Origin of the sequence: Maridesulfovibrio pacificus (SeqCode) (genome assembly GCF_048612815.1) — a bacterium.
Lineage (GTDB): Bacteria > Desulfobacterota > Desulfovibrionia > Desulfovibrionales > Desulfovibrionaceae > Maridesulfovibrio > Maridesulfovibrio pacificus.
Genome location: NZ_JBLZNE010000001.1, coordinates 2,801,016 through 2,817,436 on the forward strand (window position 1 = coordinate 2,801,016; position 16,421 = coordinate 2,817,436).

General features: G+C 48.9%; 14 protein-coding genes and 1 tRNA gene. 3 read left to right on the top strand and 12 right to left on the bottom strand.

What is annotated here, in order from left to right; all coding sequences use genetic code 11:
• Window positions 1-44: 44 nt before the first annotated feature.
• The 4 genes from ACNI23_RS13025 to rfaE2 form a co-directional block, all read right to left on the bottom strand.
• The gene (locus tag ACNI23_RS13025; RefSeq protein WP_420249266.1) at window positions 45-800 is read right to left on the bottom strand and encodes a zinc ribbon domain-containing protein; all 756 of its coding nucleotides are present in this window, start codon (window positions 798-800) and stop codon (window positions 45-47) included.
• A gap of 127 nt (window positions 801-927) precedes the next feature.
• On the bottom strand, window positions 928-1,737 hold the full coding sequence (locus tag ACNI23_RS13030; protein WP_420249268.1) for a Nif3-like dinuclear metal center hexameric protein: 810 nt from the start codon (window positions 1,735-1,737) through the stop codon (window positions 928-930).
• Window positions 1,738-1,947: 210 nt separating this feature from the next.
• Window positions 1,948-2,023 (bottom strand) — tRNA-Ile (locus ACNI23_RS13035).
• Between the two features lie 134 nt (window positions 2,024-2,157).
• Window positions 2,158-2,664, bottom strand: a complete 507-nt coding sequence (gene rfaE2, locus ACNI23_RS13040) for a D-glycero-beta-D-manno-heptose 1-phosphate adenylyltransferase (protein ID WP_420249271.1) — start codon at window positions 2,662-2,664, stop codon at window positions 2,158-2,160.
• Window positions 2,665-2,738: 74 nt separating this feature from the next.
• Here rfaE2 and ACNI23_RS13045 point away from each other — a divergent pair, with 74 nt between their 5' ends.
• Window positions 2,739-3,389, top strand: a complete 651-nt coding sequence (locus ACNI23_RS13045; RefSeq protein WP_420249272.1) for a CPBP family intramembrane glutamic endopeptidase — start codon at window positions 2,739-2,741, stop codon at window positions 3,387-3,389.
• Window positions 3,390-3,542: 153 nt separating this feature from the next.
• Here the strand turns inward: ACNI23_RS13045 and ACNI23_RS13050 are convergent, their stop codons facing one another.
• From ACNI23_RS13050 to ACNI23_RS13060, 3 genes are all read right to left on the bottom strand, one after another.
• Entirely contained in the window at window positions 3,543-4,313 is a 771-nt protein-coding gene (locus ACNI23_RS13050) for a YkgJ family cysteine cluster protein (protein ID WP_420249273.1), read from the bottom strand.
• 20 nt (window positions 4,314-4,333) lie between these two features.
• Window positions 4,334-5,992, bottom strand: a complete 1,659-nt coding sequence (locus ACNI23_RS13055) for a glycosyltransferase family A protein (protein ID WP_420249275.1) — start codon at window positions 5,990-5,992, stop codon at window positions 4,334-4,336.
• Between the two features lie 190 nt (window positions 5,993-6,182).
• The gene (locus ACNI23_RS13060) at window positions 6,183-6,674 is read right to left on the bottom strand and encodes a PACE efflux transporter (protein WP_420249276.1); all 492 of its coding nucleotides are present in this window, start codon (window positions 6,672-6,674) and stop codon (window positions 6,183-6,185) included.
• A gap of 94 nt (window positions 6,675-6,768) precedes the next feature.
• On the opposite strand from ACNI23_RS13060, the gene ACNI23_RS13065 reads away from it, so the two are divergent.
• On the top strand, window positions 6,769-7,665 hold the full coding sequence (locus ACNI23_RS13065) for a LysR family transcriptional regulator (RefSeq protein ID WP_420249278.1): 897 nt from the start codon (window positions 6,769-6,771) through the stop codon (window positions 7,663-7,665).
• Here the strand turns inward: ACNI23_RS13065 and ACNI23_RS13070 are convergent.
• From ACNI23_RS13070 to ACNI23_RS13085, 4 genes are all read right to left on the bottom strand, one after another.
• Window positions 7,655-9,730 (bottom strand): glycosyltransferase, encoded by a 2,076-nt coding sequence (locus ACNI23_RS13070; protein WP_420249279.1) that lies wholly within the window; start codon window positions 9,728-9,730, stop codon window positions 7,655-7,657. The two genes, ACNI23_RS13065 and ACNI23_RS13070, sit on opposite strands and share 11 nt — an antisense overlap.
• A 77-nt stretch (window positions 9,731-9,807) precedes the next feature.
• Window positions 9,808-11,589, bottom strand: a complete 1,782-nt coding sequence (locus ACNI23_RS13075; RefSeq protein WP_420249281.1) for an amino acid ABC transporter permease — start codon at window positions 11,587-11,589, stop codon at window positions 9,808-9,810.
• A gap of 80 nt (window positions 11,590-11,669) precedes the next feature.
• Window positions 11,670-12,491: a transporter substrate-binding domain-containing protein gene (locus ACNI23_RS13080; RefSeq protein ID WP_420249283.1), complete on the bottom strand. Its 822-nt coding sequence runs from the start codon at window positions 12,489-12,491 to the stop codon at window positions 11,670-11,672.
• 158 nt (window positions 12,492-12,649) lie between these two features.
• Window positions 12,650-13,378 (bottom strand): amino acid ABC transporter ATP-binding protein, encoded by a 729-nt coding sequence (locus ACNI23_RS13085; protein ID WP_015853236.1) that lies wholly within the window; start codon window positions 13,376-13,378, stop codon window positions 12,650-12,652.
• Between the two features lie 463 nt (window positions 13,379-13,841).
• Here ACNI23_RS13085 and ACNI23_RS13090 point away from each other — a divergent pair, with 463 nt between their 5' ends.
• Window positions 13,842-15,269: a sigma 54-interacting transcriptional regulator gene (locus ACNI23_RS13090; RefSeq protein WP_420249284.1), complete on the top strand. Its 1,428-nt coding sequence runs from the start codon at window positions 13,842-13,844 to the stop codon at window positions 15,267-15,269.
• A gap of 76 nt (window positions 15,270-15,345) precedes the next feature.
• Here the strand turns inward: ACNI23_RS13090 and ACNI23_RS13095 are convergent, their stop codons facing one another.
• Window positions 15,346-16,401: an ABC transporter ATP-binding protein gene (locus tag ACNI23_RS13095; protein WP_420249286.1), complete on the bottom strand. Its 1,056-nt coding sequence runs from the start codon at window positions 16,399-16,401 to the stop codon at window positions 15,346-15,348.
• Between the last annotated feature and the right edge of the window lie 20 nt (window positions 16,402-16,421).

Genomic DNA, 16,421 nt, shown 5'->3' on the forward strand with positions numbered 1-16,421 from the left:
TTTCACGAGCCAAGCCCCGACCAAAAAGCCGGAGGCATTAAAAACTATTTTTCGTCTTTCTGAAGAGCTTTAGGCTTTGCAGCTTCGGGAATATGCTCGATCCAGTAGATGAGGCGCTGGCAGTTGGGGCAGCTAAGAATCTGCTTGCCTTCCTGAAGCACGTTGTATTCCTGCGGAGGAATCATAATGTTACAGCCGGTGCAGACTGCATCTTCAACAGGCACGATAACCGGATGAGCAAGACGAGAGCGGATGAACTCGTAACGGCCGAGAATGGGCTTGGGAACAACTTCACCTGCCTTGTTGCGGCGCTTGTTGAGTTTATCCAATTCACCGTTGGCAGCATCAAGTCTCTCCTTGAGACCGGCACGCTTTTCAGTCAGCTCTTCGTTCAGTTCCTTGATTTTACCTTCAATGTCAGCCATCAGCTCAGTCTGACGTTCGGTTTCTTCAAGAACGGTAATTTTTTCTTCTTCACGAAGTCTGTTCAGCTTTTCAAGGCTGTCCATCTCACGCATCATGGCGTGGTATTCCTTGGTGGTACCAACCAGCATCAGCTTGCTTTTGCTCTTTTTTACCTTAACGGAATCTTCTTCGATTTCGTGTTCGAGCTTTTTCTTCTGCTCTGCAAGCAGATCAAGCTTTTCAGTCAGCTGCTGTTTACGCTTTTCAAGGGATTCCTTGCGGGATTCAAGGGCAGCCACATCTTTGGGTGCCTGATCGATTTCCGCTTCAAGAAGGATGATTTCATCGTCAACCTTCTGCAAAACAACAAGCTGTTCTATCTGTTTTTCATACATTATTGGGTCCCCTTTTGCGGACAGCCTTATTAGGGCCTCCGCCACATCGATGTTCGGAAACTTAAATACAGTCCCGTAAGGCCTCTACGGAACTGTTAATTCTCTTTTGTCATGACAGCCCGTTATTTCAGGGCCTGCGTACACCTTCCCCCTGCACATGATAAGCGAAGGGATTGCGTCCGCTGAAAAATTTCACTTCTACTTCCTTTCCGAGATCTTCTCCGAGAAGGACAGAAAAACGGCGCATCATTTCTTCTTCCAAAGAAAAATGCCCCACATCAAGTACTGCGCCCACACTTTCCTGTGCAGGATGGTACTTCACATCCCCGGTAATGAATACATCCGCTCCAAGGCCGAAAGCCTTATCCATGAACGAAGATCCCGAACCGGGACACATGGCTACACAGCCTACCTTTTCAGGTTCCGGACCGCACAGGGCCACAACCCCGCAACCGGAAAGCTGCGAAACACGCTCTACAAAATCTGCGAAAACAACCGGAGTCGAATATTCTCCAATACAGCCGTATCCGAGTATATCACCGGCCTCGTTTTCCGCAACCTGATCCAGCACACGCAGATTTTCAAGCTCAAGCTCCCGCCCGAGCCATGATACAGCGCCCTTGAACTGCACATCCAAAGAGGTGTGCGAAGCAAAAAGGGTCGCATCCGCGCAAAAGACCTGCTTCATAACATCATGAAACCAGTCCAGCTTTGCAGGCAGTTTTGCTTCAATAGCCAGCGGATGGTGGGTCAGCACAAACTGCGCCCCCCATTCAAGGGCTGAGGAAACAACCTGCGGCAACGGATCAAGGGCCACTGCGACCTTGGTCACATCCCTTTCCGGTCCCGCAATTTGAACACCGCAATTATCCCACGGGGCAGCAAACCCCGAAGGAACAAGTGACTCGATCCTGCTGATAACTTCTGCTGTTTTCATAACGGCCACCATTTGCCCTGCACACGGCTGCTCTTTGCCACGCAAGGAAGATGTTCAATTATTTCCACTCGTAATCAAATTAAACACATCAAAATACAATAAAATAATATGCTCCCGCAAGGGCTGTCCCCCGGGAGCACAACAGCTTTCGAATGTTAGAAAGCAGAAAGATTCTGGATTGTATTTTGATTTGTATCCATATGAAATAAGTGGTGGGCCAACCAGGATTCGAACCTGGGACCATCCGGTTATGAGCCGGGGGCTCTGCCAACTGAGCTATTGGCCCGTTTCGCCAAGCGAGTCGAGCTTAATAGCCCAACATCCATCTACTTGTCAAGGGTAAAACAAAACACAATTCTTCAAACTTGATAATAACTTCTAGCATAAAAATAAAGTATTTAAAACCAAAGGCAGCCTGAACTATTCGATTTCATTCTCGCGAATGTGACGAATCACCCCGGTTGTGGAGTATCCGGGCAATAGCGGCAGGGAAAGCACTTCACCGCCACGACCTTCGACAATATCCCGGCCCACAATATTATCCACGGTCCAATCACCACCCTTGATCAACACATCCGGCTGAACCTTGTTGATCAGGTTGTAAGGGGTGTCTTCATCAAAGAAAATTACGTAATCAATACAGGCCAGCCCTGCGAGAACAAAAGCCCGCTGCTGCTGTCCGGTAACCGGACGTTTTTCTCCCTTAATGGAACGCACGGATTTATCGCTGTTCAGGCCCAGCACAAGCAAATCACCCTGCTCACGGGCACGGGAAAGCAGATCTACATGTCCGGCATGCAGAATATCAAAGCAGCCGTTAGTAAAAACAATTTTTCTCTCAGCCGGAAAGTCCGCTCTGATCTTTGCAAATTCACCCGCAGAGAGTATCTTGGGGCTATTCAGTTCTATATTAAGTTCTTGGGTCAAATTAAATATCTCCCATTTTCATAATGATGACCAGATGATAATCAGCAATCCTCGCTTGGCAAGGAGTAATCACCGTGATCAATAACAAAACCGCAATACTTTTTCTCGCCGCTCTGCCATTCTACCTCAATGACTTCAACAACATCTTCATTAAACACGAACTGCTCTGGCTGGCAATCGACTACGGGGCAAAAATCATCCCGCTGGGATTTCTGTTCTATCTGCTTAGGAAAGGGACACTTACCCGAGCGGACCTCGGCCTTGTGCCGCTGCCGATGAAGCAGTTCATCCTCTGGACAATAGGAATTACCGTACTTGGCCTCTGCCTTGATGAACCGGGATTTGCGCTCTGGTCCAAGCTGCTGCCGTCCATGCGGCTGGGTTCCGTTCCCATCGGAACAGACTCGCCGCTCTACATGCTGGACATGACCTTCGGATTGGCACTGGTCGCTATCTCCGAAGAAGTCATCTTTCGCGGACTTACCTTCACTGCGCTGAAGAAACGCAGCTACTCCATCCCAAGAATATTCCTGATCTCCGCAATCATCTTTGGCCTGATCCACTGGTCACAAGGCCCAGTTGCCGTAGTGGCAACAGCAATCACCGGGTCAGGCCTCATGGTCTGCATGTACTCAACAAGATCAATATACCCGACCATAATCGCGCACTACGTGATTAATTATCTATCGTTTTCTGGAAAGGCTGTGGAGTTTTGGGGATTGTGAAATGAAAACCCGCAATATTTTTAAAATATTACGGGTTAATCTAAAACTATTTATCTAGCCAAGCGGCGAAGCCTACTAAAAAGTTTAGGAGAGTCCAGAGAACCCTTTCCAAAGGGTTCTTTGGTCCCCGAAGGGCCGCCGGAGGCATAAAAACTATGCCTTAGGCGATAAATTCTCGGAAGAACCGAGCACAATCAGCTCAACCCAATCGAGGGCAAAGCTAAGACATTCTTCTTCATCATTGAGGATAGCCTGCTGACGCTCCTCGGAAATATCAAGACGGGAGAATACGTTCATGTCTTTGATAAAGTTCATGAAGTTATCCACCTGATAAAGAGCGAGAAAAGCCATATTCAACTTGCGTTCATCGAGTACTACCCCGGCCTGACGGGCGCGGTTCATGATGCGCATGTAGCGGTCATTGACTTCGTTGTACGGCTCAAGACCCTGATCTTTCAACCATTCATCGCTTGTCCAAGCCTTATCCTCTTCAAATCCACGACAGTGCGGTTCCTGCACAATGAAAAACTGCTCGATGGTCTCACCGTTCTCGTCCATACGGGAAGCACGACCAAGGGGGTAAGTGCGACAAGCACCGGGACGGTTTTCGTAGATGGAGCAACCTTCTTCTCGCACGAAAGGACAGCTGCGCTTGGCATTGTCGAGCATGCGCAGCTTGCACATGGGAAATCCGACACCGGGAGTGCGGGTGATATCCGCATGGTTGTGGATAAACTTCTTGCTGTCGTGTCCCAAGCCCTTGCGCAGACGAAGCACATCGTAAGGGGTGAGCATGAGGTTAAGGTCACCGCAGCAGGCATTAAAGCAACGCACTTCGGGATGACAGGCAAAACCGAATGTTTTACCGGGTTCCAGCTCGGGCAGGTTATTCAGAAATTCCTGAGTTTGATCGTGGTCGGACATGGCACTCTCCCTGTATTTGGCTATCCGGCCAGAATCCCCTTCCGCACCAGATACTGCATCTTTTTCTCAAGGTCGGACTGAAGAAGCCTTTCTTCATCAGCCATTATCTGCAGTATTTCGCTACGCGGATGCATGGCCTGCATCTTATATTTGTTACCCAGCGCATTGCCTTCCTGTGCGGCATTGGTATGGCTGGCAAATCCGGTCCGCTTACGGTGCAAAATGCGCAAATGCCCCTGATAAACAGGAAAATCCCCTTTCAGGCAACTGCGCAAATCATGCTCCAGATCGTCATACTGCGAGGGAGAAAGGAACAGGGAAAAGCCTCCGTTGTCAAGCAGCTTCTGTGTCCTGAAAAGATGGCAACACCCGGTAACAGAACCGCAAGGACGCATGAAATCGAAATATCCACTGTCTAAAAGATAGAGATGTAGATCCGAACACCGGAACGGGTTGGGTGCGATTTTGGTCAAATCCACCTCCGGTCCTTCACCCTCGTCACCCACGGGCTGAATGATGTGCAGGTCCACGGACTGCATGACTGAAGGAACGGAATAATCCAGAACCTTGCAACCCCAGACCCCGGCTTCGGGATAGGCTTCGACCGCTGCACCGAAACGGGAAATCCAGTCCGGTTCAACTTCCACATCGTCATCGAGGTAGACCGCAAAATCGCATTCCATAACCTGCGATTCTTTCATCAGCCAATTTCGAGCGGCAGCAGCTCCAACGTTTACGGGCAGGTCAATGCGCACCATCTGCTCTCCGAACTCATTCTGCCACTTGCTTATGACCTCGGCAGTTCCATCGGAGGAACCGTTATCGAGCATAAAAATTTTGGCCCCATGCAACTCGGAAGCGTGCAGGAAACTGAGGGTTGCATCAAGCTCTTCAGCCTTGTTAAAGCAGTAGAGCAGAATGGCCAGACTTCCGGACAACGGAGAAGTCTTTTCATCCAATCCGCAAGCCAGATCATAGATACGCAAGGCTTCGGAAGTTCTCCACGGCTGGGCATCCACAGCCCCGGCAAGGATAGAAATAGCGGTGTCACGCTCTCCAAGACTCAGGGCCACGGATGCAGCCAGATGAGCCATGTTGTTCAATCCGAAAACATCGGAAGCGGACATGAGCAGTGGGAATGCTTCTGCTGCATTCCCATTCATATAAAGTAGAAAGGCTCTGGAACAGTTAATTGCCGGAATGATTTCAGCGGGGAACTCACCTGACAATATTTCCAATCCGAATTCAAAATCGGCAAAAGCCCCGGCATGGACCATTCCCTGCTGTACCCAGAAGAGATTGCCCGGTTCTTTTTCAAGGGAAGAAAGAATGTATCTCTTAACCTTTTCAACATCACGCTTGCCGGCAATGCGCATAAAATATGAAAGATTCTCCGGCTGCTTCCAATTGGCAACGACTCCCTTAAGGCAGGAAGCTACAGAAGAAGGGAAAAGCGGCATCAGACCTTCAACCTGTCCAAGCTGGGCTGCGGTATTGCCATCCAACGGGCTGGAGCAATAGGCCGCCAGCAACAATTCAACTCCCAACTGCGGGTCTGATTCCAAAGCATTTGCCCCGGCATCAAAAAGATGTTTCGCCCCCACGGACCCCATCAAGAGCTTGCGGCGTACGAGTTCGTGCATGTCAGACCAATAAGTATCGCTGTAGAGTTTGCCCATTTATATTCCCTTCTGATTAACGGATGGATTATCACAGCACGTTAACCAAAAGGTATCCCCACCACAACACCTCTTGTAAAAACAAAAATGGAGAAGAGCTGTTCAACTCTTCTCCATAAATCTCTTGTGCTGGAACCAATGGCCAGGCCCCACAGTATGCAGAGGAGACTCCAGTTCCACAAATTGCAGGTTACCGATCAACAGACCGAATACTGCATTGGACAGGCTCGCGTAACGCAGCCTGTCTTTTAGGGATGCATTTTAAATGTTCCTGAGAATCAAAAGCCTTGTTCATGAAGAGATTGTAAGCACCTGTAAGCACAGCCATAAACAATCCTAAAGCCAAAGCCTTGCCGCCCCCGACGCCCAGCACGCGCATAGCAGTGAGCACGACAACAGGCAGCATAATCGATTCAAGCAGCAAAGAATGTAACAGCCTCAGCCCGAGACTGCGCTCATAGAGATCCCTACCTTGCCGGAGCATCATATGATCAAACACCAATGTATAAATATAGTTAACCGGGATAGTCATAAGTGAGACCATCACCATGAACCGTCCGGTAATATCGGAATTCTGCCAAAGGACTAACGACAGAATCGGCGTCATTAAAACCATCAACGAAAGATCAATCACTAAAACAAAAATAGCCCGAAATACGGGTGAACGTAATGTTGTTTGCACAGCTTCTCTCCTTTCTTGTTTTTTATTTCTTTCAATCTTTTATTCAGTTTGGTAAAGATAGAAACGATCTTAAAACAAGATAGGTGATATCAACATGAGATTTTCCATTGAACACATAGAAGCATTTGTCACGGTAGTCGATACGGGATCATTTTCCGCCGCTGCCCGGAGCCTAGGCAAAGTTCAAAGCCAGATAAGCACGGCCATTGCGAATCTGGAAGATGATCTTGGAATCACCCTTTTTGACCGGAGTGGAAAATATCCACAGATTACGCAGAAAGGAGAAGAGCTTCTTTTTAAATCCCGCAAACTTTTGCGCCAGTCAGAAAAACTGATCAAACACGCCGACCGCCTCGCCTTAGGCGAGCAGACATTGCTGCGCCTTGCACTGGACGAGTATATGCCCCTGCATATTACAACTCAGGTCCTTAATTCTTTCCAAGAAAGATTTCCGACCATTGACCTAGAAGTACTCTGGGGGGCTGTGGGCAATGTGCAAAAAAATGTAAGTTCGGGACAAGCGGACGTTGGAATAGATGTCCCAGTGGACAATATTGCATCATCCGGACTTTCTTTCAAAAAATTGTCTATTATGGAATTCTGTGCTGTGGCTGCACCAAATCATCCCTTGGCAGACATGAAAACACTGACCAAAGAGACACTGCAATCATATAGACAAGCAATGGGCATGAGCCAGCACGGTTCCCGGCTCCCGGATTCATTCAAAAAAAGCGATCAGGTATGGCTGTTTGAGGACAGCCGGTTAATCCACCGTCTCGTTCTGGCCGGAACAGTCTGGGCAGGATTGCCCCGCAATATGGTTGCGGAGGACCTTCTATCCGGTAAACTGGTAGAACTGCCCATAAAGCTAGCTGAAAATGAACTGAAAGGAATCTTCTACTACGTCTGGAATGTTGCGCATGAGCTGACCCCGGCAGAACAATGGCTCTGCGAAAATTTCGGTAAGAAACTTCGCGACGCTATTTCTTAATCAGACGGTCAATATCCGGCAGTGCTGTCTGGGGCTTATCTCCGGGCAATGAAGAGTACACAGTCAGAAGTGATTGCGCTTTTGCTGTGGTAGACATGAAAGAACGCACGATCCTGCGATTCAAGCGCCCCATTTCACTACGCAACTCACCGTCTTCGATGAGTCTTTTCATGGACTTGGCGAGAGCTTCGGTGTCTTCCACTTCGCAGAGTAAACCGTTAACCCCGTCGCGGATCAGTTCAGCAGTTCCCCCTGCCCTAGTGCAAATGGCAGCCAAGCCGCACTCGAAGGCTTCGAGCAGAGTGTTGGGCATGGATTCCTGCCGCGAGCTCATGACGTAAATATGCGAGGTCGCCAGCAGCTTAACCACTTCCTCATGGGGAATGTAACCGGGGCACTCAATCCGCTCCAGCGTCGCCGGAGAAGCAATATCCCGGTAAGCGGAAAGATCTTCCATTCCTACCGCGATGAAACGTACGCCTTCACATTTGCCTTGCGCCAGCAACCGGTCCACCGCCTTGATATACACATCAGGACCCTTGGCGTGACCCTCGTTACCTACGTAAATGATGGATGTTTCCGCAGCACGCTTGGGCTTGCGTCCTCCACCCACAAATGAATTGTAGACCACCTGCGCACGCTTGGGCAGCACAAAGTGTTTGAGCAGCACTTCACGACTCTTGGCAGAGTTGCAGATATAACCGTTGCCGATAAGCGAAAAGAGCGGTGCCAGCGGGTTCGGTTTGTAAATAACACCGCGGTTAAAGAAAAGTTTGAACTTGCGTCCGCCAAGCAGGGAAAGGCCCTTGGCAATACAGCCGATTTTGACCGCACGGTTGTGGTAGGTATGAACCACGTCCACCTGATGCTCTTCGATCACATGGGAAAGGAACCCCGCAGCAGCGAGCATATTTTTGAAGTCATCCAGAACGATCACTTCAACGCCCGTTTCTTCCAGTTCCGGAATAAGTTTGGAACCGGGTTTGAGCACAGCCACTACGCCGAGTCCGGCATGAATCATGGCTCTGGCACTGTTGATCAGCTGCCTGCTGCCGCCGGAAAGCTTTTCGGTATCGGTGATGTAGAGTACTTTGCCGACATCATTGCGCTTGGTGAAAAATTTGAAGCAAAGCATGGCTGAGGCTTCATTGGAATACATGTGCAACCGTTTCTTGACCCATGCGGCATCCTTGCTGGTGCCTACACCGATACGGTTGATACGCATAGGATCGGTGCCAAGCATGTTTGCTGAACGCTCAAGGGTAAAGGTTCCGCAAAATCCGGCTGCTGCTGCCTCCTGCATACCGAGAGCATCAAAATCCCCCCAAGGCCAACAGAAGAACTGACGGCGCGCGCCATTGATCTTCTTAATCTTCTCAAGACAGCTATTGAAATCATCGCGAATGAATTTGCGTCTTTCATCATCGGAGCGACGCTTGAAGGTTACCTTACCCTTACGGAACTGGGGCCAGAAACCATTGTAGGCGAAAGCACTGCCATAATCATAGGTAGGCAGCTCAGAATCAAATTTACGGTACACACCCCATGTAGACCAATGGGAGTCTGCAGAAAAATTGCCTTTGAAACGAAAATCCTTGAAACAGCCCTGATGACGGCAGGTATGGGCGTAAACCTCCATGCCTTTATCATGGACCAGCGATTTCAGTTCCGCCTCATTCATGAATTGGGAATTGTCGTTTTCAGAGAGAGCCTTGATAAAAGACTCGCGCATGGAAAGCATCTGCGGAATATCCGCCCTGCTCCTGATCTTTCCCTGACCGATAAAATCACTGACCGCAAAAAAGACCCCGGTCATACCCCGCTCTTCAAGCATGGGCACAACGTTGATCCAATTGCTGATGTGGCTGTCATCAAAAGTGAGGACTACATACTTATCGTCAATGGGCTTGCGACCCATGCAGATTTCATAAAGATGGTCGGCAGTGATGGTCTTGAATCCCATCTCCAGCATCATATCAAGATGGGAAGCAAAGGTAGCGGGGGAATGACCGTCCTCTTCACAGACGGCATGATAACAAAAAACAGGAACACTCTTACCGAGCATGTGACAACTCCGAAACGCTTCGATGTCAAAAGCCATCCCCCCGTAAAATTATACTTAAACGGGGGGAGGGAAATCAATTACATTTGCAGACGGAAAGTTTCGGTTGAAAGCTTCCGTTCGAGTCGTCTTGCCACGAGACTCATCAGGTAGCAACAAATAAAGTACAAAAATGCTACGGTAGTATAAATTTCAAAGGGATAGATCATAAGCCTGTTGTTAAGTCCCTGAGCAACGAAAGTCAGCTCCAGAACCCCGATAACAAAGGCAAGAGAGGTATCTTTGAAAATCGCGATGAACTGGCCCACAATAGCCGGAAGCATCTGTTTCAATGCCTGCGGAAGGATAACCTTGCGCATGGCCTGCCAGTAAGTCAGCCCGGTGGAAACCGCAGCTTCAAACTGTCCGGGAGGCAGGTTCTGGATACCTGAACGGACAATCTCAGCCAGATAAGCCCCGGTAAATACAGTCAGCGCGATGGTCGCTGACCAGAAAACGTTCATGAACTTACCGGTCAGAATCGGAATGAAGAAATAGATCCAGAAAATGACCATAATCAGCGGGTTACCGCGAATAAGCTCAATATACAAAGTGGACGGGATCAGAAAAAGCTTGTTCTTGGAAGTACGCCCGATACCCACGATCAGCCCGATGAAGAAGCTGACCGAAATAGCGATCACCGACATGATAATGGAGAAGGACAGACCGCCCAGTCCCCAGAGAATTTCATTAGGATCACCTTGAGGAAATCTCCACCAGAGCAAAGTTCCGATGTTTTCGCGGATAACGTCAAAGTTAAATTTGGATACGCCGTAAAGAGCGGATACAACCAGGAACGCCAGACAGGCCAGAAAGGTTCCCTTCCAGATAAGTCCAAACACCTTGGACAGTTTAGCCAGAAAAGCCTTGCGCGCGGCCTGTGCGCTGGAAAGGCTGAAATCATCCTGACGTCTGCGTTTTATACGACGGTGCATTTTGGAAATGAATGCAAAGGGAGCTTCAAAAGGCCAGAAAAGCAGATGCGCAAACTTGTGCCCCAGAGTGCGGTCCTTGACCGGAACAATCTGCAGCTTCCAGTTAACCAAAGTAAGGATACCGGCGATGGTCAGGGAGAGGGAAAGATAAATTACTGTGGCGGCGGTGGTGGCCTCGAATCCCTTAAAAGTCATACCTTCAATCTGCTGTGACGCCCAACAGAGTTCCGGCACACCTACAACCATTGCAAGCGATGAGTTCTTCATGTTGTTCAGAAACTCACTGCCCAGCGGGGGAATGATGGCTCTGAAAGCCAGCGGAAGAATGATCTTGGTCAGGGTCTGAAAAGGAGTCAGCCCTGAAGAATACGCCGCTTCCAGCAATCCCTTGGGAATGGACTGGATACCGGCACGGATGACCTCTGCCATAAAGGAACTGGTGTAGATACCAAGCCCCACAGTGGCGGAGAGCATTTCAAAATTCTGATCAAAGAGAAAATTACGGACCCCTTCCGGCAAGCCCATAGGCAGGGCAAAATACCAGAAGAAAAGCTGTACCAGCAGCGGGGTGTTTCTGAAAAATTCAACATAGCAGGTACAGAAATAGTAGACCGGCTTAAACTGAGAAAGCCTGCCAAGTCCAAAAAGGATACCGAGGCCCAGCGCAATCGCCGAACTCATAAGCGAAATACTGATGGTCAGGTTCAGACCGGTGACGAGCATACCGCCCAGTACTTCACCGTAAGAGGGGTCTTCTTTATATAATACCGACCAATCGAATTTGTAGCCGAAGTCGAAGACCCAGCCGAAATAGTAGACCAGTATGGCGGTCACAGTGGCGAGGCATAGATACTGAACCCAAGTTTTTTCCAGATAGCGATTGATCATTGCAGAAACTTTCTCTTTGTCTTCAATTTAAAAAGTGGCGGGGCCACGGGACCCCGCCTGTCTAGCAAATCAAATGAAGCCTAGGGCCACATTTCAATTTTTTCAGTAAGGGGGAAGTAGTACTTGGTGTCAGGACCGTACCACTTGTTGTAGATCTTTTCGTAGGAACCGTCTTTCCACATATCCTGCAGTGCAAAGTTAACGGCGTCACGAAGCTTGGAATCATCTTCAACCAGACCGATGCCGTAAGGCTCGTTGGAGAAGAAGTCACCAACCAGTTCGTATTTACCGGGGACCTGTGCAGCATAGCCGAGCAGGATGGTGGAGTCGGTGGACCATGCGTCTACGCGACCCATCTGCAGTGCCTGAAAGCACTCAGACTCTTTCTGGTAGGAAATAACTTTGGGAGCAGCATCGCCGAGGCTCTTGAGCAGGTTCTTAACGTTCAGCTCAGAGGTGGTACCCTGCATAACAGCAACTCTTTTACCTACGAAGTCCTTGAGGGTGGAGAACTTGCCTTTGGGAGCAAGCATCTTCTGACCGTCAAAGAAGTAAGTGATGGAAAAATCGATGGATTTGTCACGGGAACGCTTGTGAGTCATGTTGGAAACGGAAGCGTCAATACGGCCCTGCTGAAGAAAACCGATACGGGTTTTGTTGTTAACGGGAACCTGATCGATTTTAACGCCCAGGCGTTTTGCGATTTCGTTAGCGATATCAACGTCAAATCCAACCCATTCTTTCTTGGCGTTGTAGAAAGCGCCGGGAATGGAGTCAGTCATGATACCGACACGGATAACCTTGTCTTTCATGATTCTGTCATAGGTGGCACCTGCAAATGCAGTTGCAGCAAAAGCCATAACCAGAGCGGCTGCGAGAGCCAGAGTCATAAACCTTTTCATTCTTTCCTCCTGCGTGGAAATAGACAAAGAGTATACAAAAGAGCGATCCCCGACACCGGAAACCGCGAGCTTCCTGATACTGAGCCTGTAAAAATTAATTTACAAGCAATAACCTCACTTCACTATTTACACCCATCATATGCAGATGGGGTATTCCCTTAATGTGAAAGGATCTTGCTCAAGAAGAGCTTGGAACGTTCATGCTGCGGGTTGTGGAAAAATTCATCGGGAGTGTTTTCCTCAATGAGAGTTCCCTCATCCATAAAGATAACCCTGTCCGCAACCTCACGGGCAAAGCCCATTTCGTGGGTTACGCAAACCATGGTCATACCCTCACGGGCCAGAGCCTTCATTACGTCCAGAACCTCGTTGATCATTTCCGGATCAAGAGCGGAAGTAGGCTCGTCGAAAAGCATGATATTGGGGCGCATAGCCAGACCGCGGGCAATTGCCACACGCTGCTGCTGACCGCCGGAAAGCTGGGAGGGATAATCCCCGGCCTTGTCCGGGATGTTGACCTTGGAAAGAAGTTCCATGGCCAGATCTTCAGCATCCTTGCGTTTCATATTCCGAACCATGGTCGGGGCAAGGATGATATTTTCCAAAACCGTCATATGCGGATAGAGATTGAAAGACTGAAATACGAATCCGATCTCCGCCCGCAATAAAGGCAGGTTAACCCTAGGACCGTTTACATCCATATCTTCTACAATTATTTCACCTTCCTGAATCGGCTCAAGGCGGTTAATGCAACGGATCATGGTACTTTTACCAGACCCTGAAGGCCCGCATACAACAACCACTTCGCCTTTTTTAATATGAAGGTTAAGATCCCTCAGGGCGTGGTAGTCACCGTAGTATTTATTGACATTGTTAAATTTTATCACTTTTGTACAAATCCCGTAAAAAATTGTTCTTAGCTCGAAAAAAACGGGTACCAAATGGAACAAAATTCGGCAAGCCCACCTCTATTTTGGATGAACTCTTCTTTTTTTGGCGTTTCGCGAATTATCTATCTTATGAAAACTCATTTTTGTTAAAATCACCCCTCTTTTTTCCTGCAAAAGACAACTCCACACAATATTGTTGATTTCGTAAATCGAAATTATTTTTAACTTTCTTGCGTTTTGATCATAAATTTTCCTTTCTAATCAATATGAAAGAAAGCCCAAAAACACGCAGAGCGCAGCTTAAGCGGGTATTATACAAAAGAATTTCATACATTTTCAGCATAACCCCGCCTGTAAAAGGGGGGGATTCTGCACTCATTTTAAGATTTTCCCTTAATTAATCAGCCTTAATAATATATATGGAGTTGAAAAGGTTCTCACTTAGAGATAAGGAATCTACATGCCTGAGAGTACATTACTATTCATAGCCGAACCCCAATCCGTGACATCCGTCTTTTCCCCGCTCAAAGAAGCGGGCTTTCAAGCCGGACTGGCCGACAACCTTGCCGGGGCCATCAATTTCATCAAAAAATCAAAACCGTGCCTTATTTTCACCAGGCCGGTCATGCAGGGTTATTCTGCTCAGGCACTTCTGGCCGAAGCCGTAAATATTGAAAATTTCCCTCCGGTGGTGGTTTTTTCCCGCAACGGTTCTGCTGATGAAGCCCAGAGATTTATGGAGCTGGGGGCCCGAGATTACTGGCTGGAGCCGCTTTCATGGGAAAAGATCAAACTTATGCTTCCCGATGAAAAGCCTTCCTCCATGCCTTCTGCGGAACAACTGGACACTTCAAGCAAAGCAGCCGCGCCGGAGCAAAAAGGCACGCAGGGACGCTACCAGATTATAGGCCAGCATCCTGCCATGGCCCGCGTTCTTGGCCTTGCCAAACAGGTTGCCAAATCAAAGGCCACAGTACTTATTTCAGGTGAATCAGGGACAGGTAAGGAAATGTTCGCCCGCTTCCTGCATCACCATTCAGACCGCAACGACAAGCCTTTCGTGGCTATCAACTGCGCCGCCCTGCCCGAACATCTGCTGGAATCAGAACTTTTCGGACATGAGAAAGGCGCATTTACCGGAGCCATCAACCGCAAACTCGGTAAATTTGAACTGGCTTCCGGCGGGACCATCCTCCTTGATGAAATCACTGAGATGGAACTGGGCCTTCAGGCCAAGCTGCTCAGGGTTTTGCAGGAAGGCGAAATAGACCGCGTCGGCGGAGTGGAAACCGTAAAAGTTGACGTGCGCGTACTGGCTACGACCAACCGGGCAATTGAGGAAACTGTAAAGGAAGGCAAATTCAGGCAGGACCTTTTCTACCGCTTGAACGTCATTCCGCTCAAACTTCCCGCTCTTGCGCAGCGCGGTGAAGATATTCTGCTGCTGGCAAAATTTTTCGTTAATAAATACTGCACGGAATACGGCCTGTCCCCTCTCGCCTTTTCCGAGGAAGCAACGAACTGGCTGCTGGGTTATGAATGGCCCGGTAACGTCCGTGAACTGCAAAACCTTATGGAAAGAGCTGTGCTGCTGGCTGGTGCCGGCCCCATTGAATCCAAGCACTTCCTTAATGACCCTGATGCATGGATGCCGGATGAAGCCCACACCGAAGGTGCTGCTCCAGCTGAAGAACAAGCTGCAAATGCTGACGGCGTAGCAGCAGAATTCGCGGTCATGCCCATTTCCGAAATGGAAAAGAAACTGATCATTAAAAGTCTGGACCAGACTTCCGGCAACCGCACCAAGGCCGCTGAACTGCTTGGCATTTCAGTGCGCACCCTGCGTAACAAACTTAATGATTATAAGAAGCAGGGTTTGGATTTGTAATATTTTTACACTAAATCAAAAAGAAAAGGGGTTACCGAAATTCGGCAACCCCTTTTTTAATGACTCAATTCTGAGTTCACCCGATAAACCAGCCGTCTGTAATTTCTACTTTGATCTGTTTCCCAGGTTCCATATGGGCAAATCCGGGCAGACACAGATTCACGGGCTCGGAAAGCTCTCCGAGACAATCCACCTGCAATTCCACATTAGTCTGTCCGCCGGTATAAATACTACGTTTGGCAGTACATGAAAGTCCCTTATCCCCAGGCCTGACCCAGCCGCACTTAAGCGCGCAAGAGCCTTTCTGCCCTGCTACGGCTCCGCTGTGACGGGCCGTAAAACAATAATCGTCAATGCAAAGCTCACATTCTCCGGCACCGGCTTTTTGGACCTCAACCGGAAGGATCGATCCATTGCCCACAAATCGGGCCACTCCCACAGTTGCCGGACAATCATAAAGTTCCTGCGGAGTTGAAAACTGCACAATATGCCCATGATCCATGACTGCTATGCGGTCAGCAATTGCCATAGCCTCGGACTGGTCGTGAGTGACAAAGAGCATGGTCGCTTTGGTCTTTTCGTGAAAGGCTTTAAATTCCATGAGCATGGACTCACGCAGATGCACATCAAGGTTTGCCAGCGGTTCGTCCAGCAAAACAACGTCCGGAGCCATAATCAGACAACGGGCCAAGGCCACCCGCTGGCGCTGCCCGCCGGAAAGGTCAGCCGGATTGCGGTCCCCCATACCGGAAAGCCCCACCGATTCAAGAGCGTCACGCACAGCCAGCTTAAGAGCTTGCCCGTTACTGCCCTTGATTTTCAATGGATAACCGATGTTTTCAGCCACATTCATATGCGGCCAGAGGGCGTAGGACTGAAAAACCACCCCCACATTACGATTCTCCGGGCTGACATGAGTCGTGCCGGAAGAAAAGACATGTTCCCCGGCCCGTACAAGACCGGAGTCAATTTCCTCAAACCCGGCCATAACCCGCAGCAAAGTGGTCTTGCCGCAACCGGATGCACCAAGCACGGAAACCAGCTCTCCGTCATCTATATTCAAGGAAACATGGTCAAGGGCCACTGTTTCGCCATAACTCTTAACAATATTTTCAATTACAACTTCAGCCATTTAGTCTTCCGCAAATAGTA